This window comes from Pantoea sp. SM3 (genome assembly GCF_000963995.1).
In the GTDB taxonomy this organism is placed as follows: domain Bacteria; phylum Pseudomonadota; class Gammaproteobacteria; order Enterobacterales; family Enterobacteriaceae; genus Pantoea; species Pantoea rwandensis_B.
Genome location: NZ_JZRD01000007.1, coordinates 153,083 through 172,390, shown reverse-complemented (window position 1 = coordinate 172,390; position 19,308 = coordinate 153,083). Strand labels below are relative to the sequence as shown.

Annotated in this window: 21 protein-coding genes, 1 pseudogene and 1 riboswitch; of the genes and pseudogenes, 10 read left to right on the top strand and 12 right to left on the bottom strand. The window is 54.7% G+C overall.

Features of this window, described 5'->3' with window-relative positions; genetic code table 11:
* Positions 1-72: 72 nt before the first annotated feature.
* The 5 genes from VI01_RS04585 to VI01_RS04565 all read right to left on the bottom strand — a co-directional run bounded on the left by VI01_RS04585 (position 73) and on the right by VI01_RS04565 (position 5,248).
* A complete protein-coding gene (locus tag VI01_RS04585) occupies positions 73-813 on the bottom strand; it encodes an ABC transporter ATP-binding protein (protein WP_045814146.1) in 741 nt (246 codons plus the stop codon).
* 105 nt (positions 814-918) lie between these two features.
* Entirely contained in the window at positions 919-1,746 is an 828-nt protein-coding gene (locus VI01_RS04580; protein WP_045814145.1) for an ABC transporter ATP-binding protein, read from the bottom strand.
* Complete coding sequence (locus tag VI01_RS04575) at positions 1,747-2,646, bottom strand: ABC transporter permease (RefSeq protein ID WP_045814144.1); 900 nt, start codon at positions 2,644-2,646, stop codon at positions 1,747-1,749.
* Complete coding sequence (locus VI01_RS04570; RefSeq protein WP_038644180.1) at positions 2,643-3,653, bottom strand: ABC transporter permease; 1,011 nt, start codon at positions 3,651-3,653, stop codon at positions 2,643-2,645. The genes VI01_RS04575 and VI01_RS04570 overlap by 4 nt, the downstream gene beginning before the upstream one ends.
* On the bottom strand, positions 3,653-5,248 hold the full coding sequence (locus VI01_RS04565; RefSeq protein WP_045814143.1) for an ABC transporter substrate-binding protein: 1,596 nt from the start codon (positions 5,246-5,248) through the stop codon (positions 3,653-3,655). Before VI01_RS04565 ends, VI01_RS04570 begins: the two co-directional genes overlap by 1 nt.
* Before the next feature lie 199 nt (positions 5,249-5,447).
* Between VI01_RS04565 and VI01_RS04555 the strand changes: the two genes are divergently transcribed.
* Together VI01_RS04555 and VI01_RS04550 are read left to right on the top strand one after the other, a co-directional pair.
* Entirely contained in the window at positions 5,448-6,497 is a 1,050-nt protein-coding gene (locus tag VI01_RS04555) for a dipeptidase (RefSeq protein ID WP_045814141.1), read from the top strand.
* A gap of 2 nt (positions 6,498-6,499) precedes the next feature.
* Positions 6,500-7,414, top strand: coding sequence for a LysR family transcriptional regulator (locus VI01_RS04550; protein WP_038644186.1), 915 nt, complete (start codon positions 6,500-6,502; stop codon positions 7,412-7,414).
* Between the two features lie 105 nt (positions 7,415-7,519).
* Here the strand turns inward: VI01_RS04550 and VI01_RS04545 are convergent, their stop codons facing one another.
* On the bottom strand, positions 7,520-8,872 hold the full coding sequence (locus VI01_RS04545) for an MFS transporter (protein WP_045814140.1): 1,353 nt from the start codon (positions 8,870-8,872) through the stop codon (positions 7,520-7,522).
* A gap of 172 nt (positions 8,873-9,044) precedes the next feature.
* A complete protein-coding gene (locus VI01_RS04540; protein ID WP_045814139.1) occupies positions 9,045-9,947 on the bottom strand; it encodes a GntR family transcriptional regulator in 903 nt (300 codons plus the stop codon).
* 135 nt (positions 9,948-10,082) lie between these two features.
* Here VI01_RS04540 and VI01_RS04535 point away from each other — a divergent pair, with 135 nt between their 5' ends.
* Complete coding sequence (locus tag VI01_RS04535; RefSeq protein ID WP_045814138.1) at positions 10,083-11,111, top strand: zinc-binding alcohol dehydrogenase family protein; 1,029 nt, start codon at positions 10,083-10,085, stop codon at positions 11,109-11,111.
* Positions 11,112-11,521: 410 nt separating this feature from the next.
* Positions 11,522-11,836 carry a hypothetical protein gene (locus VI01_RS04530; protein WP_045814137.1) on the top strand — a complete coding sequence of 105 codons (315 nt, stop codon included), beginning with the start codon at positions 11,522-11,524 and terminating at the stop codon, positions 11,834-11,836.
* Here the strand turns inward: VI01_RS04530 and VI01_RS04525 are convergent.
* Together VI01_RS04525 and VI01_RS04520 are read right to left on the bottom strand one after the other, a co-directional pair.
* Positions 11,833-12,654: a DUF4225 domain-containing protein gene (locus VI01_RS04525; protein WP_045814136.1), complete on the bottom strand. Its 822-nt coding sequence runs from the start codon at positions 12,652-12,654 to the stop codon at positions 11,833-11,835. The genes VI01_RS04530 and VI01_RS04525 overlap by 4 nt on opposite strands.
* Before the next feature lie 197 nt (positions 12,655-12,851).
* Positions 12,852-13,769 (bottom strand): nucleoside hydrolase, encoded by a 918-nt coding sequence (locus tag VI01_RS04520; protein WP_045814135.1) that lies wholly within the window; start codon positions 13,767-13,769, stop codon positions 12,852-12,854.
* Positions 13,770-13,860: 91 nt separating this feature from the next.
* On the opposite strand from VI01_RS04520, the gene VI01_RS04515 reads away from it, so the two are divergent.
* The 4 genes from VI01_RS04515 to VI01_RS04500 all read left to right on the top strand — a co-directional run bounded on the left by VI01_RS04515 (position 13,861) and on the right by VI01_RS04500 (position 15,951).
* The gene (locus VI01_RS04515; RefSeq protein ID WP_034819917.1) at positions 13,861-14,088 is read left to right on the top strand and encodes a type II toxin-antitoxin system Phd/YefM family antitoxin; all 228 of its coding nucleotides are present in this window, start codon (positions 13,861-13,863) and stop codon (positions 14,086-14,088) included.
* 7 nt (positions 14,089-14,095) lie between these two features.
* Positions 14,096-14,437, top strand: coding sequence for a plasmid stabilization protein (locus VI01_RS04510; protein ID WP_045814134.1), 342 nt, complete (start codon positions 14,096-14,098; stop codon positions 14,435-14,437).
* A gap of 53 nt (positions 14,438-14,490) precedes the next feature.
* Positions 14,491-14,566: riboswitch (Fluoride riboswitch) on the top strand.
* Between the two features lie 91 nt (positions 14,567-14,657).
* Positions 14,658-15,035 (top strand): fluoride efflux transporter CrcB, encoded by a 378-nt coding sequence (gene crcB, locus VI01_RS04505; protein ID WP_045814133.1) that lies wholly within the window; start codon positions 14,658-14,660, stop codon positions 15,033-15,035.
* 118 nt (positions 15,036-15,153) lie between these two features.
* Positions 15,154-15,951, top strand: a complete 798-nt coding sequence (locus VI01_RS04500; protein WP_045814132.1) for a sugar phosphate isomerase/epimerase — start codon at positions 15,154-15,156, stop codon at positions 15,949-15,951.
* Here the strand turns inward: VI01_RS04500 and VI01_RS04495 are convergent.
* The 3 genes and pseudogenes from VI01_RS04495 to VI01_RS04485 all read right to left on the bottom strand — a co-directional run bounded on the left by VI01_RS04495 (position 15,948) and on the right by VI01_RS04485 (position 18,504).
* The gene (locus VI01_RS04495; RefSeq protein WP_045814131.1) at positions 15,948-16,553 is read right to left on the bottom strand and encodes an alpha/beta hydrolase; all 606 of its coding nucleotides are present in this window, start codon (positions 16,551-16,553) and stop codon (positions 15,948-15,950) included. The genes VI01_RS04500 and VI01_RS04495 overlap by 4 nt on opposite strands.
* An 11-nt stretch (positions 16,554-16,564) precedes the next feature.
* Positions 16,565-17,505, bottom strand: a pseudogene (locus tag VI01_RS04490) (glutathione S-transferase family protein).
* Positions 17,506-17,604: 99 nt separating this feature from the next.
* Positions 17,605-18,504, bottom strand: coding sequence for a LysR family transcriptional regulator (locus VI01_RS04485; RefSeq protein WP_045814130.1), 900 nt, complete (start codon positions 18,502-18,504; stop codon positions 17,605-17,607).
* 189 nt (positions 18,505-18,693) lie between these two features.
* Between VI01_RS04485 and VI01_RS04480 the strand changes: the two genes are divergently transcribed.
* Together VI01_RS04480 and VI01_RS04475 are read left to right on the top strand one after the other, a co-directional pair.
* On the top strand, positions 18,694-18,930 hold the full coding sequence (locus VI01_RS04480) for a ParD-like family protein (protein WP_045814129.1): 237 nt from the start codon (positions 18,694-18,696) through the stop codon (positions 18,928-18,930).
* Positions 18,899-19,228: a type II toxin-antitoxin system RelE/ParE family toxin gene (locus VI01_RS04475; protein WP_045814128.1), complete on the top strand. Its 330-nt coding sequence runs from the start codon at positions 18,899-18,901 to the stop codon at positions 19,226-19,228. The genes VI01_RS04480 and VI01_RS04475 overlap by 32 nt, the downstream gene beginning before the upstream one ends.
* Positions 19,229-19,308: the final 80 nt, after the last annotated feature.

The following is a 19,308-nucleotide window of genomic DNA, read 5'->3' as shown; positions in this document are numbered from 1 at the left end:
ATACTGGTTCCTCCAGCGTCATGCTGAGATCGAAAAGTGGTGCGATATCAGCGGCCTGTTGCCAGTTCGCGGTCATGCTGGTTCCTCCAGCGTCATGCTGAGATCAAACAGTTGAGCGGTATGCGGATGCTGGATGCGCCGCGCGCGCAAATCCTCCGCGCTCAACTGCTCCACCATCTCACCGTGCTGCATCACCCCAATGCGCTGGCACAGATGGGTCACCACCGCGAGGTTATGCGTCACCATAATGTAGGTGAGTTTGCGTTCGCTGCGTAGATCGCTGAGTAAATTCAGGATTTCGGCCTGCACTGACACATCCAGCGCCGACGTGGGCTCATCCAGCAGCAGCACTTCCGGTTCGGCAATCAATGCGCGGGCAATCGCCACGCGCTGACGCTGACCACCCGAAAGCTGGTGCGGATAACGAAAACGTACCGCTGCGGGTAAGCCAACTTCACTCAGCGCCTGGCTGATACGCTGTTCGGCGCGATCAAGCTGATGCACCAGCAACGGCTCATGCAAAATGCGGTCGATAGTTTGACGCGGGTGCAGCGAGCCAAAGGGGTCTTGAAACACCATCTGTACCTGGCGATAAAAAGCACGGCTGCGTTTGGCGCCCAGCTCCATGCCACCAAATTTCATGCTGCCTTGCCAGTCGGCATTGAGCCCGGCGAGAGCGCGCAGAATAGTGGATTTGCCCGAACCACTCTCGCCGACCATGCCAAAGCTTTCGCCGTTGGCGACGGCGAAGCTCACACCTTTCACTACCTGATGCGCACCAAAGGCGATGCGCAGGTTATCGATTTCAATCATGAAGCTGCCTGTAAATTCTGTGCGTTCGTTGAACGGTACGCATCCCTACGCATCCTGCGGGCGTAAAGCGGGCATGGGGGTAAAACCGCGTTGATGGGCAAGGCGTTATTCCCGCCACGCCGCATCGCGCTGCAATACCGGTAAACGCTCGCGCGGATGTTTTAACGAAGGCAAACAGGCCAGCAATCCACGGGTGTATGGATGTTGCGCCTGCTGCAATTGTCCTGCCTCCAGCAGTTCGACAATGCGTCCGGCGTACATCACCGCTACGCGATCGCAAAAGTGCGAAACCAGCGGCAGATCGTGACTGATCAGGATCAACCCCATGCCGCGTGCTGAAACCAGATCGTCAATCAGCTTGAGGATCTCTGCCTGTACCGTGGCATCCAGCGCGCTGGTAGGCTCATCGGCGATCAGCAGTTCTGGATCCGGTGCCAGCATCATGGCAATCATCACGCGCTGGCCCATCCCGCCGGAAACTTCATGCGGATAGCGCTTCGCCACCGCGGCGGCATCACGAATTTTCACCTGCTCCAGCAGATCAATCGCCGCCAGCATCGCTGCTTTGCGGCTGCCCCCTTTGTGCTCGCGCCAGGCTTCCGCAATCTGCTGCCCAATGGTCATCACCGGATTGAGCGAATATTTCGGGTCCTGCAGGATGAATCCCACCCGTTTACCGCGAATCTGGCGCAGTACCTTCTCGCTGGCGCCGCGCAGATCGATACCGTCAAAACGCAACACGTCGGCGGTGACTTCCGCATTACCCGGCAGCAACTGCATCAGACAGCGTGCGGTCAGGGATTTGCCAGAACCACTCTCACCCACGATGGCGAACTTCTCGCGGCCCACGCTAAAACTCACGCCGCGTACCGCTTCAAAGGTTTCTGTGCGACTGCGAAAAGCAATGCGCAGGTTTTCAATTTCCACCAGCAATTAGCGCTCCTTAGGGTCCAGCACGTCGCGCAGACCGTCGCCGAGAAAGTTAAACGCCAGTGAGGTCACGAAGATGGCGATGCATGGCATCAGCGGCACCCACCATTCGCTAAACAGGAAGCGGCGCGCGGTGGCAATCATGGTGCCCCATTCAGGTGACGGCGGTTGCGCGCCCATACCCAGAAAACCGAGGCTGGCGGCGGTGATGATGATGGAACTCATATCGAGCGTGACACGCACAATCAGGCTCGGCACGCACAGCGGCATGATGTGGCGCAGGATAATGCGCAACGGCGAGGCACCGGTGAGTCGGCTGGCGGCGATAAAATCGCTGTGGCGGAACTGCATGGTTTCGGCACGTGCCAGACGCGCATACGGCGGCCAGGCGGTTAAGGCAATCGCCAGAATCGCGCTCTCCACGCCGGGTTTTAGCGCGGCCACAAACGCCAGCGCCAGAATCAAACGCGGAAAAGCGAGAAAGATGTCGGTAATACGCATCAGCGTCTTATCCACAATCCCACCCGCGTAGCCTGCGATACAGCCGATCAGCAGGCCGAGCGGGGCGGTGAGCAGCACCACGGCGATCACCATACCGAGCGTGGTACGTCCGCCATAGATAATGCGCGTCCAGACATCGCGGCCGAGTTCATCCGTGCCGAGCCAGTGCGCCACGGAAGGCAGCGCCAGGCGGTTTTCCAGATGTTGTGTGCCGGGGGCAAAGGGCGTCAGCCACGGGGCGAACAGTGCCAGCAATAGCATAACGGCAATGACCGCCAATCCGGCCATTGCTAGCGGGTTGCTGCGCAGGCTGAGCCACAAGCGATAGCGTCGGCCCCACACCGCCTGACGGCGATTGGCTGGCGTATCGTCCAGCAGCCAGTCACGAGAGAAGAAGATCATTTTACGCGTGGGTCCCAAAGTCGATAGAGAAGGTCAGCCAGCAGATTCAGCAACACATACACAGTGCCGACCAGCAGCGTGGCACCGACCACCGGATTCATGTCGGCGTTCATCAGCGAGGTGGTGAGATACTGTCCGAGGCCGGGCCAGGAGAAGACGTTTTCGGTGACGACCGCGCCCTCCAGCAAGCCGGCGTAGGTCAGCGCCAGCACGGTGACCAGCTGCACCGCCACGGTAGGGAAGGCATGCCGCCAGATTACCCGGCGCGATGACAGTCCTTTAGCACGCGCGGTGATCACGAACTCGCCGCTCAAGGCATTGAGCATAAAGGTGCGCGTCATACGCGTGATGTAGGCCATGCTGAAGTAGGCGAGGATCAATACCGGCTGCGCCATATGTGCCAGCGCATCCCAGAAGGCGTCGGTTTCACCCGCGAGCAGCGAGTCGATGGTGAGAAAGCCAGTGACCTGCGGCACCATATCCTGCCAGATGATGTCCTGTCGCCCTGGGCCGGGAGCAATCCCCAACACCGCGTAGAATACCAGCAGGCTCAGCAGCGCCAGCACAAACACCGGCAGTGAATGCCCCGCCAGGCACACCACGCGGATGGTCTGATCGACCCAGGTGCTTTGCCGCACTGCCGCCCAGACACCCAGCGGAATACCGACCAGCGCAGCGATAATAATCGCCGCTGTCGCCAGTTCCATGGTGGCGGGGAAGAAGCGCGCAATATCGGTGGTCACCGGATTGGAGGTGAGAATCGATTTACCCAGATCGCCATGGAGTAATTGGTTGAGATAGTGGCCGAACTGAATGTAGAGGGGCTGATCCAGCCCCATCTCAATGCGCACGCGATCCACCACGGACTGCGGTGCGTTATCACCCACCGCCGCCAGCACTGGATCGGTGGGCATCACTCGACCAATAAAGAAGGTCAGCACCGACAGACCAAACAGCGTCAGCACCAGGCTTCCCAGGGTGCTGACGATTTTCTTCAGTAAAGGCATCAGGCTTTTTTCACCTGATCGTATGGCCATTGCTCCAGCACCGTCATGTGCACATCCGAGATGTTTTTGCCGCAGGCGACATTCTTGGTCTTCTGCATCATATAGATGAACGGACTTTTCTCGCGGCCCAACTGCTGAATCTGCTGATAGAGCGCAATACGCTTCGCCGGATCGGGTTCGTGCAGTGCCTGCTCGGTCAGCTTGTTGAACTCTTCATCTGACCAGCTGCAGCGCCAGGCTAGCGTGCGGCTGCGGGCATTTTCGCTGTTGTCGGTATTCACACAGAAGGCTTCGGTGTTGGAGTTAGGATCGAAATAGTCCGCGCCCCACACGGTCAGCGCCAGTTGATGCTGGCGCGCACGCATCTTGGTCAACACCTGGCGGTTCTCGGCAGCAATCAACGACACCTTGATGCCAATGGCGCCCAGTTGGGTCTGGATCGCCTGAGCGATATCGGGATAAGGCTGCATTGAGTAATGGTCGAGGGTGATCTCGAATCCATTGGGATAACCCGCTTCCGCCAGCAGCGACTTAGCTTTTGCCACGTCTTTATGGAACGGCGTGTCGTCCAGCGCGGCCGGGAAGCCGCTTGGCAGGAAGCTTTGATGGGTAATAAAGCTCATCGACAGAATGTTCTTCTGGATGCTGTCGTAGTCCAGCGCCCACTTCAGGGCTTGCCACACCTGCGGCTTTTTCAGGTATTCATTATTGGTGTTGCATGACATCAGCATGATGGCTGACAGCGACTGATTGACCAGCGACACGTTGCTGTCGTTTTTCACCTGCAACAGCTGCTCGGTGGTGAGATCGTAGGCCGCATCGACATCCCCTTTCTTCACCATCAACGCCTGGGCTGCTGGGTCAGTGATGTGCTTCAGGATCACGCGCTTAATCTTGCTCTGCGCAGCATATTGCGGGCTCAGTTCCAGAATCACCGTTTCGCTGGCTTTCCAGGTGCGCAGGGTGAAGGCGCCCGAGCCGGCGCTGTGCTGTTTCAGCCACGCATTACCGAAGTCGTTGTTCTGCTGGTTGGCTTCACAGGCTTTCTTCGACACGATGCTGCCGACGGTGGCGGAGAGGCAATACAGCAGGAAGGTTTCGGCTGCTGGCGCACCCAGCTTCATCTCCACGGTATGCGCATCTTTCGCGGTAACTAACTGCGTCACATTGTCTTTGGTGAAGCCAAACTGGTTGATGATAAACGCCGGGCTTTTATCCAGCTTGACGATACGTTCAATCGAATAGGCGACATCTTCCGCGGTGAGCGCTGTGCCATCGGCGAATTTCGCTGCCGGGTCGAGGTGGAAGGTGTAGGTGCTGTTATCACTGCTGACATCCCAGCTTTTTGCCAGCTGGCCGATCACCTTGTCGGCTTTTTGTGGATCGGGCGTGACCAGGCGCTGGTACATGTTGCCGCAGATCTGGCCGCCGGTGGCTTCAAAGCTTTCGTGCGGGTCGAGGCTGGTGATGTTGTCCAATTGCATTGCCATCACGAACATACTCGGTGGCGTATCAGCGAAGGCGGTATTGAGACTCAGATAGGAAAAAGCAGGGACGGCGGCGCATCCTGCGAGAAAACGTCTTCTGGTTACCATGACAACTCCAAGTTATTGATTATTAAAATTAAATTTATTTATTTTGCTGTTTTTTGTCTTGACTTTCCCGCAGTGCGGGAGGATTAATAATGGGATTAAGCCATTTGTTTCATGCGTAAAGACTTGCCTCTTTTTGGTGCAATTTGCCCCGCCAGCTGGCAGCGCTTGCGCTTTCTCCCGAATATGGAACCGATAAAACATGTCTGACATCTTCAACATTCCGGTCTTTGACGGTCACAACGATGTGCTCAATAAACTCTGGCAGCACCATCAGCCTGACGCAGTGCGGGCCTTCATGCAGGGCACCGGACGCGGTCAGATGGATCTTCCCCGTATCCGTCAAGGGAATATGGTAGGTGGGATATTTGCCACCTGGGTGCCATCTCACCCTCTGATTGCAAGAAGTGCGCCAGACCTCTCAGATTTTCCTCAGGAAATTATTGGCGCTGCGCGCGATGCCACTTTTTCGATGCTGGCGCTGCTGCTGCGAATTGAGCAGGCCTCTGAAGGACAAGTGAAGATTTGCCGCAGCGTGCGCGATATTCGCGACTGCATGGCAAAGGGCGTGCTGGCGGTGGTGATGCACGTGGAAGGAGCGGAAGCGCTGGATACCGATGGCGAATTGCTGGATATCCTGTATGCCAGCGGCCTGCGTACCCTGGGTCCGTTGTGGAGCCGACCCAATCAGTTTGGCGAGGGCGTGCCGTTCCTCTATCCGTCTTCACCCGATGTCGGTAACGGTTTAACCGCAGCGGGTAAGCAGCTGGTGCGTGACTGTAATCAGCGCCGCATCATGGTTGACCTGTCGCATATGGATGAGAAGGGCTTCTGGCACACGGCGGAGATCAGCGATGCACCGCTGGTGGCGAGTCACTCCAACGCCCATGTGATCAGCGCCCAGTCGCGCAATCTTACCGATCGCCAACTGGCGGCGATCAAAGAAACCCACGGCTTTGTTGGCGTGAACTTCGCCGTACCTTTCCTGCGTGAAGATGGCGATCGTCATGCACCCACCACCGTGGATGCCATCGTGCAGCATGTGGAGTATCTGCTGGAAAAAGTGGGTGAAGATGGCGTGGGCTTTGGTTCCGATCTGGATGGCGCCACCATGCCGGGCGACATGAAAGATGTGGCCGGTTTTCCGCTGGTGGTGAACGCGCTGGCGGCACGCGGTTATTCACGTGAACTGCTGGAAAAAATTTGCCACGGCAACTGGCTGCGCGTGCTCGAAGCGACCTGGGGCGAGTAATTATGCGATTACGACACATTGAAGTCTTTCAGGCGATTGTGCAGACCGGCAGCATCAGTGCGGCGGCGCGATTGCTCAATGTGTCACAGCCGAACGTGAGTCGCGTCTTGACGCATGCCGAGCAGCAGCTGGGTTTTGCCCTGTTTGAGCGTCGTGCGCAGGGCATGGTGGTCACCGCAGAAGGTCGGCGTTTACTGCCCGAAGTGGAAGATCTCTACCAGCGTTTACACTCCATCACCCAACTTACCGAGCAGTTGCGGCGCGGCGAGGGGCAAACAGTGCGTGTGGGTGCTGCACACGCTTTTGGTCAGATGGTATTAGCACCCGCACTGGTCAACTGGCGACAGCAGGCTGCATCGGTGAGTGTGGAGTTAGTGACCGAACACTTCAGCACGCTGTGTCAGATGATCATGGATAACCAGCTCGATTTCGCGCTGGTGTTTGGTCAGCAGGTGGATGCCGATCTGCTGGCGGAACCGCTGTTTCAATCCTCAATGGTGGCACTGTTGCCGCAGCATCACACCCATAACGAACCCGCCACGCTGGAGTGGTTGTGTGCCAATAACCTGTTGATGATGCAGAACCAGGATCCACTTGGGCGCGTGCTGCACCGTGCGTTGCGTGACAAAGGGCTGGACCCGGCGGTGTCGTTGTCGATCAAAACCTATTCGGTGATTGCCGATATGGTGCTGGCAGGCGGTGGCGTGGGCGTGGTGGATCTGTTTACCGCCTGCCGCTATGCCGACCAGCTAAAACTGCTGCCGGTGGCACAACCGCTGCCGTTTGAAGTGATGTTGATCAGCCGCCGCGATCAGCCGCAATCGCAGTCAACGTTGCAGCTGAAACAGGTGATTCGCAATAAGCTGTGGGAGATTGCGCGACAGTGTGAAACGCGGTTTTTTACCCGGTCGCCATGAATACCCTAATGCTTGCCACTTAAGCGCGTTTGGGTCGCCATTAATGGCGACCCTACAATGGCTTGGTGCGGTTTTCGTAGGGTGCGCATTAATGCGCACCGGGAATCAAACCCCATCCGTAATCGGTTTACGTACCAGCACCAAATACGCCAGTGCGCCCACCACGGCCACGCCTGCACAAATCATCAGCGCCAGGCTAAATGACTTGGTGGTGTCCAGCACCCAACCGGTGATCACTGGCGCGAACGAAGCAAACACAAAGCTGGCGAAGTTCTGGATGCTGCCCACGGAAGCGGTCATACGTGCGGTGACGTTAGCGTGAATCAAGCCCCAGCAAGATGTCCCGGCAAAGTGAATGCAGAACAGCGCCATGCCAATCAGCGTCACTGCACTGGTGGTGTCTGTTGCACGGGTGACGAAGGTGGTGAAGGCCGCAGACAGCAGCATGCCGCTGACAATCGATACCTTACGCACTTTCACCGCATCCATTCCACGACGCACCAACGCATCCACCACATAGCCGTTCAGCAACATGCCCGCGGCGCCAAACAGGAATGGAATCGCCGCCAGCAAGCCGGTGCTTTTCAGATCCAGATGGTAGGTCGATTGCAGATAACCCGGCAGCCAGGCGATGTAGAGCCACGCGGTATAGTTGATGCCGCTGAAGCCAATCATCATGCCCCACATGGTGCGCTGCTTGAACAAACCGCGCCACTCGGCAAAGCTCAGCGGCTCTTTGCGTGATGCCACGCTGCCGGCTTGCAGATAGTGAATCTCTTCACCGCTCAGTTTGCTGTTATCGCGGTTGCGATACATCAGATACCAGCCAATGGCGAGGAACATCCCGAGCACGCCGATGGTGACGAACATGCCGCGCCAGCCCATCACCAGCATCATCGCCGCCAGAATCGGTGGCGCAATCGACAGACCAATCATCGATGCCGCATTAAACATGCCCATCGGCATGCCGCGATCTTTGATGTTGAACCAGTCGTTGATCACCTTAACGCCGCACGGGTTCATCGGCGCTTCACCGATGCCCAATCCGATGCGTACCAGCACAAACTGGGTGAAGTTATGCACCAGACCGGCAGCGGCCTGGAACAGTGACCAGACAAACATCCCCAGCGCCAGCATGATGCGCGGACCCTTACGGTCCAGCAGCGCGCCGCAGGGCAACTGTGCCAGGCCGTAGGCCAGCGAGAACGCCGACAGCAGCACACCAATTTCGGTGGCGGATAAACCCAGTTCTCCACGAATGGTCATGTTTGCCACTGACAGCGAGCTACGATCGAGATAGTTGATGATGGCAGCAAACAGCAGCAGCAACATGGCGGTCAGCTGAATCTTCTTAATGCGCGGTGAGCGCACCACATCGCCGCGTGCCGGGACAAAGTCTTGTCCATCGGCGACGGATGTTGGCGCAGCGTCACGGCCACGTGCAGATGTATTTTCCATTGCAACCTCCCAGGTCTGGGGTCTTATCGTTATCGAGGGTTGGGGTCCTGCGGCAGCGAAACGGTGCTGCCACAACGGATTGCTTTGGAGACTAGAAGTAAACCGGTTGGGATGTTGCGAGGATGTTTCAGATTCGTGCGGGCGCTTCAGAATTGTGGTTTTTAATCGGTTTTTAATTGTACTGACGAATGCAGCGGATCATCGATGACTTCGCCGTACCAAGATGGTTATGTAACGCGCACAAAGCTTCGACATCCCGGCGGCTGATTAGCGCGGTCAGAATAGCCATATGTTCCTCCAGTGCCACGATGTTACGCTGTTTTAAATCCGTTTCATCCCATTGATAATGCGAGTGAAAAATCACAGAGATGATCTCCAGTGACTGATTGAAGAACGGATTATTAGCCGCTGACAGAATCAGCGTATGCATCTCTTTATCCAACGCGGCAAAGTGGCGGTAGTTACTGGCGATGGTGTCACGCATGGCACGGTGGCGATCTAACAGGTCGCGCGCCTGAATCCAGCGCTCATCACTGGAGGGGAGGTTGAGAAAGCGGGTAAGTGCATGTGTTTCCAGCATTTCACGCAGTTCGAACAGGTTCTCAGCGTATCGCTGATCAAACTTTTTCATGCGCCAATGGCCGCGCTTTACCGGTTCCAGCAGATCGTAACGCATAAACCGCAGCAGAAACTCGCGCACCACCACGGGACTGGTTTTCACTTGTTGCGCCAATTGCAACTCGCTAAAGCTGTCGCCGGGCATGAGTTGGCGTTGATTGATCAGATTAAAAAACGTCTGTTCAAACTGTCGCGCTTGCTGGTCAATCGGAGGCGTTAATGCACTAAAGCCATCCTCTTCGCTGGGATCGCGCACGATAACGTAGGTTTCCTCAACCTTATCCAGCACGCCGCGCTCATGCAGATGCTGCAAGGTATGGCGCACGGTGGTACGGCTGATATTGAACATTTCAGCCAGCGCAGCCTGTGGTGGCAGCGGAGAACGGATGTGCCGTTGGGCGATGCCTTCCAGCATTTGATTGATCACGTTCTGGCGTAAATTCAGGCTTCGGCTCATGCGGTTCTCCGGTTTTTTATTTATTAAAAACCACACAAAGCCCAAAAAAATTGGCCTGCCTCACAGTTCGGGATGTGCAAAAAGCGGATATCAGCGATTTTCGCCATAACTGCGACATCAGCACAGGAGAATCCCATGACAACAATGAAAACTCTGGTGGTTGCCGAACCACGCAAAATGGTGTGGCAGCAGCGAGAGAAACCGACAGCGGCCGCCCAGGAGGTTGTGATTAAACCGATCGCCGCCGGGATTTGCGGCACCGATATTCATGCCTGGGCGGGTAACCAGCCGTTCTTTAGCTATCCACGCGTGCTGGGCCATGAGCTGTGTGGCGAAGTGGTGGAACTGGGCAGTCGGGTAACGGGTTTCCAGGTTGGCCAGCGCGTGGCGCTCATTCCTTATGTTTCATGTCAGCAGTGCGATGCGTGCCTGAGTGGGAAGACCAACTGCTGCGAAAATATATCGGTGATTGGCGTACATCAGGATGGAGGCTTTTGTGAGTTCCTCAGCGTACCCGCCAGCAACCTGTTAGCTGTTGATGATGTAGAGCCGGAAGCGGCGGCACTGATCGAGCCTTTTGCCATTAGCGCGCATGCGGTACGTCGGGCGGCGGTGGCAGCGGATGAGCAGGTGTTGGTGGTCGGTGCCGGGCCGATTGGTCTCGGCGTCGCGGCAATAGCGGCTGCGGCGGGTGCCCAGGTAGTGGTGGCCGATACCAGCGAACCGCGACGCGCGCATGTCACAGACAAACTGGGGCTCGCGACCCTCAACCCTATGGCCGAGGATTTCGAAGCCACGTTGCGTGCGGAGTTTGGCGGACGTCTGGCGGTGAAAGTGATTGATGCCACCGGCAGCCCAGCGGCGATGAACGGTGCGGTGAAGCTGATTCGTCATGGCGGCACCATTGTGTTTGTCGGCTTGCATAAAGGCGATTTGGTGATCCCGGATATCGAGTTCCATAAACGCGAAACCACCTTGATGGGCAGTCGCAATGCCACGCACGAAGATTTCGCGAAAGTCGGCGAACTGATGGCGAGTGGGCAGCTACGCGCCGATATCATGTTGAATCGGCATTATGATTTTTCTACTTTGGCTGAGACCTTTGAGACAGAGGTGATTAATAATCGTGAGCTGATCAAAGGTGTGATTCATTTTGCGAGGTAGTCGGTGCGCTTAACTGCGCGCTGGGCCAGGCTCTGAGAATCCGTAGTATTGCCATTTATGATGCAATGCTTGTTTGTTAAAGCCTCATTCAACTAAGCTGCCTTTTAGAAATGGCAGCTTTATTTGCGTTTGCGCGCAAGTGCAATCTGGGGCTTTTAAGGGGCAGGTGATCCGCAGCAATGAACCGAATCTATTAAACCACTACAGGGTATTATAGCGCCAAGTCAACGAAGTCCCACATAGAATTTATGTTTACCGTACGTTCTATGAAGGTTGGCCTTCAACTCTCGATGTCATATTAACAGACGGAATTACGTGAAGTAGCGGTCTAAATTGATAAGGTCGATTGATAGTAAAAATTCTGCTATATCTGCCTGCAATCTGATTCAAAAAATTTAGGGATGAAGGCTATGTTAGTCAGCGAAGAGGGGCTGTTACGTTCTGGGTTCAGTTCTTCGGAATTGCAGATAGTTAAAAATAATGTCCAAAGCTATGGCGGGACGCTTGATGAGGCAATCCTTGACCTTGCAAGGCGATTCCGTACGCTCACCTGGATCATCGCCGCGTGCACAATCGTTTTTTTATTGCTGGTGTTGTTTAGTACCGGAATAAAAATTATTGCTGGTGGAGTGGCTTTCCTGTTTGGCATTGCGATTATGATGATTGGCCAGCCCCCAGTGCTTTGCTACAAGTCATGGCGCTACTGGCGGGCAAATCGGCCTTAATGTGACGAATGGTCTAAAGTCAGTAGGTCAAACACGACTTTTGCTTTTAGGCCATAGCCCACGATGTTCATTGTGAGCTTTGGCCTGCTCATACTGTCAACTTTTCGGAAAAAATCGGTAGGCATCGATCTGAAAAGACGCCACGCCCCGGCTTTTCTAGCTACTCCGAAAACACTGTATACACTGGCTGTAAGTGTGACTGCATTGTAAAAAGCGAGTCCAGTCTCAGGCTTAAAACCTAAGAACTCAGCCCCTTCCATAGCGGCGTCACCAAAAATACCTTCTGAATGAGCACTACCTGCAGGCGATAAATGATTGATAACTTCCTGTGATACACCATTAAATCCATCAGTAACGAGCACAGCCCCGGCCAGCATCCCAATCGGCGTCATCGTTGATATCATCATGAAGCCGGTAAAGAGAGCAATACCCGATATGGCAATATGGACAGCAGATAGGGTGTAACCAACAATTTTGTTGTTCTGCCTGACAAATTCGACCTTAGCGTACAGTTGCGCAGTCTTCATTCTTAATAACCTGTCTTGCTCAATAAGGTTATCTGTTTCTTCGCGAAGATTCTTTATGCAGGCAATGCATTCCTCATCGGTCTTTGCCCGCCTGGCAATCTTGAACTGAGCTTCAATAACATCCCTTATTTCCTGCACGAACTGGAGTCGGGTCAGTCCATCTTTAATGTGGAAGCCGCCTAGACGGTTGGCTGTTTCAATCAGTTTCCGGGCTTCAAGATTTACCATCGTTTCTGCCCAAGCCTTATTACGCCCATTCGAGCGCATCATAGCGAGTAATGCTTCATCCATTTCACAAATCCTTTGTTTGGTAGATGACTTGATAATACTTATTCAGACCCTTCTGTAAAATGAGAAATTAACGTGGGTGTTGGGTTTACACATATCCAGAATAACTTAGCGTGATTTTTCTTTTTATTGAGCGTCAGATACCCTAATACCTGTCGCTTAATCTACAGGTATTAGGCTATTGATCGCGAACAAGAATATTATGCCCGCAATGTGGCAAAAAAGTGTTCCCGCACCGCTTCGGCATCCACGCCGAGGCACAAGCGCTGTGGGCGGAGTCCGGCAAACGGATCTTCGCGCGAGGCGAGGGCGCTAAGGCGTCGTACTGTTTGACCGCGGCTGATGCCTTCCGTTATCACGCGCACTGGGGCTTCGGTCACGGTAAACGCCTGCGGCAATGCCAGCCAGGAAAGTGTCAAGGTGTCGTGCAGCGCCATGCCATCAAATCCCTCTTTTTGCAGGCTGTAGGCCAGATAAGGACGGCAGATGGCGCTCAATACCGGTTGATTTAACTGCCGCACTTCATCGCCGGTAATCAGAACCTTGTGCGTCACATCTAGCGGGAGAACCACCACCGGCAGCGCCGAGGCCAGCACCTGATCGGCAGCATGCGGATCTTTCCAGATATTGAACTCGGCAAACGGTGAGACGTTACCGGAATGGCCGTCAGTGCCAAAGGCACCACCCATGATCACTAACTCTTTCACCAGTGGAATGATATCCGGCGCTTGATTGATGGCGCTGGCGATATTGGTCAGCGGACCAATCGCCACGATGGTGATGGCATGAGGCTGCGCGCGCACGCTATCAATAATGAACTGCACCGCGCTGGGCGCATCTTCACTGTGTGAGTTCTCGAACGCATCACCCAATCCATCCAGACCGTGCAGCGTGGCGGGTGCAGAAGGGGCCAACGCCAGCGGACGCGAGCAGCCGCGATATACCGATGCTTCAATCCCCATCATTTCGCAGAACAGCCGGGCATTTTTCACCGCCTGGCCCACCGCCACATTGCCGAATACCGTGGTGATGCCCAACAGCTGCTGAGTTTTCGCCGCATAGGCCAGCGCAAAGGCATCATCCACGCCAATATCAGTGTCAAAAATCAGGGTACGCATCGGGATCTCCTTTTGTTCTTAAAATGGGTGATAAACAACCATTGCCACCAGGACATAAAAAGTCTAAATTTAGTCTATTAAGGAGGTGTTTATGAAAATCGAAACGATTAGCTATATCAAAAAAAATGCAGCCGCTCTCGATCTTTCCGAGCCAATTCTTGTGACGCAAAACGGCACACCAGCGTATGTTATTGAGTCTTGGGAAGAGCGCCAACAACGGGATGAAACGCTAGCTCTACTTAAATTGCTGGCCCTCTCGGAAGAGGATAAAGCTGCTGGGAAAGGTATGACTCGCGAACAGTTACTCGAAGGCCTGTGAGGATGATATGGAGCACAAGGATGAGCAGTTCACTATTATTTATCTCCCCACTGTTCGATTAAGTCTGGAAAAGATTTCTGCTTTTCATCGCCGTTTAGGTAACGATTACAACGCTATCATTGCGCGAGTGATTGACGAGTTTGAATCGCGAGTACGCAATTTTCCTTCAAGTTGCCCCGTGAGTTCCCAATTGGCTGATTTGGGTGTCACGCGTTACCGCGAATTCAACAGCAGTGAAAACTACCGCATATTATTTTCAATTGAAGAAAACACGGTGTTCGTTCATGTGCTTGTGTCATACCGGCAAAGCATCCAACAATTATTACTGCGACGCATACTTGTGCATTAATGACGCACTGATCTCTGGTGTATTGTCACCCCCGCTGCGCCAGCGTATTATCGTCCTTCTAAGGTGATGGCGTGCCACCTTCCCCAACCGCCGTTCTGGAAACAGACGGCTGATGACGCCTGACAACACTCGTATCCCTGCGCGGGAGACGGCGGTGTGTCAGGCGTTTTTCTGTCCTGCCGCGGCCCTGCGCGTAACTCATTTCAGGAGCTCCAAAAGTATGTTGAAGTCGTTACTGGCTGTTGTGCTTGGCGGTGCCGTGGGCTGCTCGCTACGCTGGCTCATTTCCCTGCGGTTCAACGCGTTGTTTCCTAATCTGCCGCCGGGCACCTTAATGGTGAATCTGATTGGCGGGTTTATCATCGGTGCAGCGTTGGCGTTTTTTGTCCGCAATCCGCATACTGACCCTTTCTGGAAATTGCTGATCGTCACTGGCTTGTGCGGCGGTTTAACCACCTTCTCTACCTTTTCAGCGGAAATTGTCGGCTTGCTGCAAACCGGTAAATACCTCTGGGCGATGTCGAGCGTGATGGTGCATGTGATGGGTTCACTGCTGATGACCTTCGCCGGCTTTGCGGTGGTGAATCTGCTGGGATAAAGGCCCTGCGCATCACGGGCTTGAAATAACGCCTAAGAGGTAGATACTGGTCGCTGTTCTGTTTGCGTGACAAGCAGAACCTGTCACCGATTTATCCGGACGATTAGGGAGCCCGTTGATGCGAAGTAACCCCAAATTCCTTAACCTGGTGTTGTTAAACGGTGAACCTGAGCAGAAACTGCGCGCGGCCCGTGCCGCCGGTTTCGATCAGGTCGAAATCTGGCGGGATGATGTGGAGGCCAGTACGCCGCAGCTGGCCCAAGAGTTAAACCTGGGATTTACCAATGTTCAGGTACTGCGCGACTTTACCGGCAGCCCTGACCGCGAACGTTTACAGAAGCGTGAAGAGCTGCGGCAGTTTATCCAGATTGCGCAGTCTATCGGTTGCAACACCATTCAGGCTCCGGCCACCACGCGTGAAGATTGCGTGGCGGAGCGCATCGATGAAGATCTGCGTTGGATGGCCTCGGAAGCCGCGCGCTATAACATGCGCATCATGTACGAACCCATGGCGTGGTGCAGCGTGGATAATACGCTGCCGCTGGCGTGGGAACGATTGCAGCGTCTGGACCAGCCGAATATTGGACTGGTGGTCGATCTGTTCCACATCTGTGCTTTAGGCGGTGATGCCTCGCAGCTGGATGGCATTCCTGCCGATCGTATCTATGAAGTGCAGCTGTGTGATATGGCAGAGATACCGCCGCAAGAGAGGGGCGCGTTGAGCGATTTTGCGCGTCACCAGCGCTTATTGCCCGGTGACGGCATTATTGAAGTGGATCGCTTTGTCGATAAGCTAAAAAGCGCCAGCTATCGTGGCCCGGTCGGCATTGAAGTGTTTAACGATGGGCTGAAAGCGCAACCGCCGGAAGTGGCCGCGCAACAAGCCTGGCGCGCATTAAATCGCTACTGGCCTTAGTCCTGCAAACACTGGGCAATGAATGCGGCTGCCTGCATCGCACCCTGTGACGAAATGGTGTGGCCGGTAGCGGCTTCATAGCGCGCTTCCACCGTGACGCCTGCCGCCTGCAGACGCGCTACCGCAGATTCACTCTCGCTAAACGGAATCACATCATCCACTTTGCCGTGAATCAGCAGGGCCGGGGTCTGCGGGTTGGGTGTTAATGCACCCTCAAAAGACAACCGGCCGGAAAACGCCACCACGCCCGCTAGCGGATAACGGCCAGATGCCAGTGCATCCAGCGCCATAATCGAGCCCTGAGAAAAGCCCACCAGAATGACTTTATCCCAGGCATCCGCCATACCGTGCTGCGCCATCAGCTGTTGCAGTGTTTCATCAAACGCCGCGCGGGCTTGACGCACGCGAGCGGGACGATTTTCTGGGGTAATGCCCGTTAGGCTAAACCACTGATAACCCATCGCATGTTCAAACGGATAGGGCGCATTCGGCGAGGCAAAAGCCACATCCGGCAGCAGGCTAGCCCAGTGCTGGCCGAGTACCGCCAGATCGTCGCCATTACTGCCCACACCATGTAAAAAAATCACCAACGCTTTTACCATCATCCTGCTCCTTAAAGTCCGTAATCCGCCATATCCGGGCCTACCGGCACAATCCCATTCGGGTTCAGCGCCTTAATCGAGTAGTAGCCCTGTTTGATATGGTCGATGTTCACTGTCTGACGCACACCTGAAACTGCCAGCATACTCTTCAGATAGCGATCGAGCAGCGGATAGTCGCGCAGACGGCGCAGGTTGCATTTGAACAGGCCATGATAGGCAACGTCAAAACGCACCAGCGTCACGAACAACCGAATATCGGCTTCAGTCAGGCGCTCGCCGAGCAGGAAGGTACGGCCATCTTTCATACGCTGTTCAAGTTCGTCTAACTGGCTGAACACATCATTAAACGCCTGCTGATAGCTCACCTGCGTAGTGGCAAAACCAGTGCGATACACGCCGTTGTTGAGACGTGGATAGATCGATTCGTTGATCGCGTCGATCTCAGCACGCAGATCCTCTGGATAAAGATCGAGGCTGTTGTCCGCCAGATAGCCAAAACCGCTGTTGAGCATACGCAGGATGTCAGCAGATTCGTTGTTCACAATGGTCTGCGTCTTTTTATCCCACAGCACTGGCACCGTGGCGCGGCCGGTAAAGTCAGCATCGGCGCGGGTATATAACTCATGGATGTACTCGGCTTTATTGAGCCAGTCACGATCAGCACCCGGATAATCACCAAAATGCCAGCCCTGAGCACCCAGTTGTGGCTCAACCACTGAGACGCTGATCACTTTCTCCAGTCCTTTCAGACTGCGTGCGACCAGCGTGCGTGAAGCCCAGGGGCAGATCAGCGCCACATACAGATGATAGCGATCCGGCTCGGCGGCAAATTCGCTGGAGCCGTCTGCGGTAATCCAGGGCGAAAACTGGACGTCTGACGGACAAATCCGCCCTGTTTATCGGTGGCTTGAACCGGATGCCACTCTGCGCTCCACTTACCGTTAACCAACATATGCTCGACTCCTCTCTGGTGATGGAGTGAGCATACCGCGCTGCCGCTTAGGTGATAATCCGGGCAAAACGGCTTTCATTGCTTCCAAATTGGAAGGAATCAGCCGGGAGGATGCTGCTGGAAATGATCGGCGAGGAAATCGATCAGTAAGCGGGTCTTCTGCGCCAGATGGCGGGCGGGAGGATAGAGGGCAAACAAGCCCATCGGCGGCGTGGCGAAGTTATCCAGCAGCGAGACAATTTCGCCTCGTTGTAGCGCTGGTGCGGCAATAAAACCGGGCAGACGGGCGATACCCAATCCGGCAATCGCTGCCTGCAAACAAGCTTCGGTATTGGAGAAACACAAGCGGCCACGAATCGGCATGCTGACACTGTCGCCGCAGGGCGTCACAAATGGCCAGTGCCAGGGATCGCGGAAGTTGGTGTCGCTAATACATTGATGCGTCGCGAGGTCACGCCAGTGCTGCGGTGTGCTGTGTTGCAGTAGATAGCCCGGCGAGGCCGCCACGCGAATCGGTACATCACCCAGACGACGTGCAATCAGGCTGCTGTCATCCAGTTTGCCAATGCGAATCGCCATATCGAAGCCCTCGTCGACGATGTTCACTGCACGATCGGAGAAGTTAACATCCAGTTCAATGAGCGGATAGTGACGTGCAAACGCCACGAGTACGCTGGCGAGCACCGCTGTACCAAAGGTGCCGGGCGCGCTGATTTTTAAGCGCCCCGTCGGTGTGGTGGCGTTTTCTCGCACCGTGGCGTCCAGCGTGTCGAACGCCTCCAGCAGCGTTTTCACGCGTTCGTAATAGGCGCGACCCACTTCCGTGGGTGACAGTGCACGCGTGCTGCGTTTAAACAACTGCACGCCCAGTTCTTGTTCCAGCCGGGAAACCAGCTTGGACGCCTGCCCGCTGCTGGTGCCAAGGCGCTCGGCGGCACCAGCAAAACTGCCGACTTCCAGCACAGCGACAAACATGCGGTCACAATCGAGGCGATCCATGGCGGTTCCTGAGGTGAAAAGGGTGAGTATACACACTCGTTAATGATCAACGATAAATCGCGTTGCTATCATAAATTGCTAAATGCGACAAAATGTCGCACAATCTCATCTGCTGTACGTCAAACAATGACGTATTGATAGTACACCCTCACCACACCGTCGCGGGTGGCGACAACAAGAGGTTTATATATGGCAACCAGCATTCGCTTAGACGATGATTTCGTTGAAGATGTGAGAACACATGCCGAAGCAATGAGTCGCAGCGTGCCGAAACAGATTGAGCACTGGGCCAGGATTGGTCGCATAGCAGAGGATAATCCCGATCTGACGTTCTCATTCATCAATGAGATCTTACTGGCTAAAGCAGAAATGGATAACGGCAAGGTCAAAAAATATGTGCGCAGAAAAGACCGGACAGGAAGTTGAAGTATATCAAACAGGTCGTTTTGAGAAGGCTTTTAACCGCCTGACGGAACAGGACAAAGAGGGTGTTGATGAAGAGATTGATCGCATCATTGCGAACCCAGAGATAGGCGAACGCAAGAAAGGTGATCTGAGCTATCTCTGGGTGCACAAGTTTTACTTGGGTAAGCAGCAATATCTGTTGGGTTACAGTTGGGTAGATCAGAGATTGGAAATCTATTTGCTGAGTCTCGGCACGCATGAGAATTACTATGATGAGCAGAAACGCCACCGCAAAGGTGACCTGAAACTTATCGGCTAAACGATCCTGCACTACAGCTTCCTCAAGTGGTGGAAGCTTTTTTTCATCCTCAAGCCCCTTCCAGTCGATTCACATTCAGT

Bases quoted from the DNA above. Each gene is read 5' to 3' on its own strand.
- VI01_RS04585 (WP_045814146.1), bottom strand. From the start codon at position 813: ATGATTGAAATCGATAACCTGCGCATCGCCTTTGGTGCGCATCAGGTA.
- VI01_RS04575 (WP_045814144.1), bottom strand. From the start codon at position 2,646: ATGATCTTCTTCTCTCGTGACTGGCTGCTGGACGATACGCCAGCCAAT.
- VI01_RS04570 (WP_038644180.1), bottom strand. From the start codon at position 3,653: ATGCCTTTACTGAAGAAAATCGTCAGCACCCTGGGAAGCCTGGTGCTG.
- VI01_RS04565 (WP_045814143.1), bottom strand. From the start codon at position 5,248: ATGGTAACCAGAAGACGTTTTCTCGCAGGATGCGCCGCCGTCCCTGCT.
- VI01_RS04555 (WP_045814141.1), top strand. From the start codon at position 5,448: ATGTCTGACATCTTCAACATTCCGGTCTTTGACGGTCACAACGATGTG.
- VI01_RS04550 (WP_038644186.1), top strand. From the start codon at position 6,500: ATGCGATTACGACACATTGAAGTCTTTCAGGCGATTGTGCAGACCGGC.
- VI01_RS04545 (WP_045814140.1), bottom strand. From the start codon at position 8,872: ATGGAAAATACATCTGCACGTGGCCGTGACGCTGCGCCAACATCCGTC.
- VI01_RS04540 (WP_045814139.1), bottom strand. From the start codon at position 9,947: ATGAGCCGAAGCCTGAATTTACGCCAGAACGTGATCAATCAAATGCTG.
- VI01_RS04535 (WP_045814138.1), top strand. From the start codon at position 10,083: ATGACAACAATGAAAACTCTGGTGGTTGCCGAACCACGCAAAATGGTG.
- VI01_RS04530 (WP_045814137.1), top strand. From the start codon at position 11,522: ATGTTAGTCAGCGAAGAGGGGCTGTTACGTTCTGGGTTCAGTTCTTCG.
- VI01_RS04525 (WP_045814136.1), bottom strand. From the start codon at position 12,654: ATGGATGAAGCATTACTCGCTATGATGCGCTCGAATGGGCGTAATAAG.
- VI01_RS04520 (WP_045814135.1), bottom strand. From the start codon at position 13,769: ATGCGTACCCTGATTTTTGACACTGATATTGGCGTGGATGATGCCTTT.
- VI01_RS04515 (WP_034819917.1), top strand. From the start codon at position 13,861: ATGAAAATCGAAACGATTAGCTATATCAAAAAAAATGCAGCCGCTCTC.
- VI01_RS04510 (WP_045814134.1), top strand. From the start codon at position 14,096: ATGGAGCACAAGGATGAGCAGTTCACTATTATTTATCTCCCCACTGTT.
- crcB (WP_045814133.1), top strand. From the start codon at position 14,658: ATGTTGAAGTCGTTACTGGCTGTTGTGCTTGGCGGTGCCGTGGGCTGC.
- VI01_RS04500 (WP_045814132.1), top strand. From the start codon at position 15,154: ATGCGAAGTAACCCCAAATTCCTTAACCTGGTGTTGTTAAACGGTGAA.
- VI01_RS04495 (WP_045814131.1), bottom strand. From the start codon at position 16,553: ATGGTAAAAGCGTTGGTGATTTTTTTACATGGTGTGGGCAGTAATGGC.
- VI01_RS04485 (WP_045814130.1), bottom strand. From the start codon at position 18,504: ATGGATCGCCTCGATTGTGACCGCATGTTTGTCGCTGTGCTGGAAGTC.
- VI01_RS04480 (WP_045814129.1), top strand. From the start codon at position 18,694: ATGGCAACCAGCATTCGCTTAGACGATGATTTCGTTGAAGATGTGAGA.
- VI01_RS04475 (WP_045814128.1), top strand. From the start codon at position 18,899: ATGTGCGCAGAAAAGACCGGACAGGAAGTTGAAGTATATCAAACAGGT.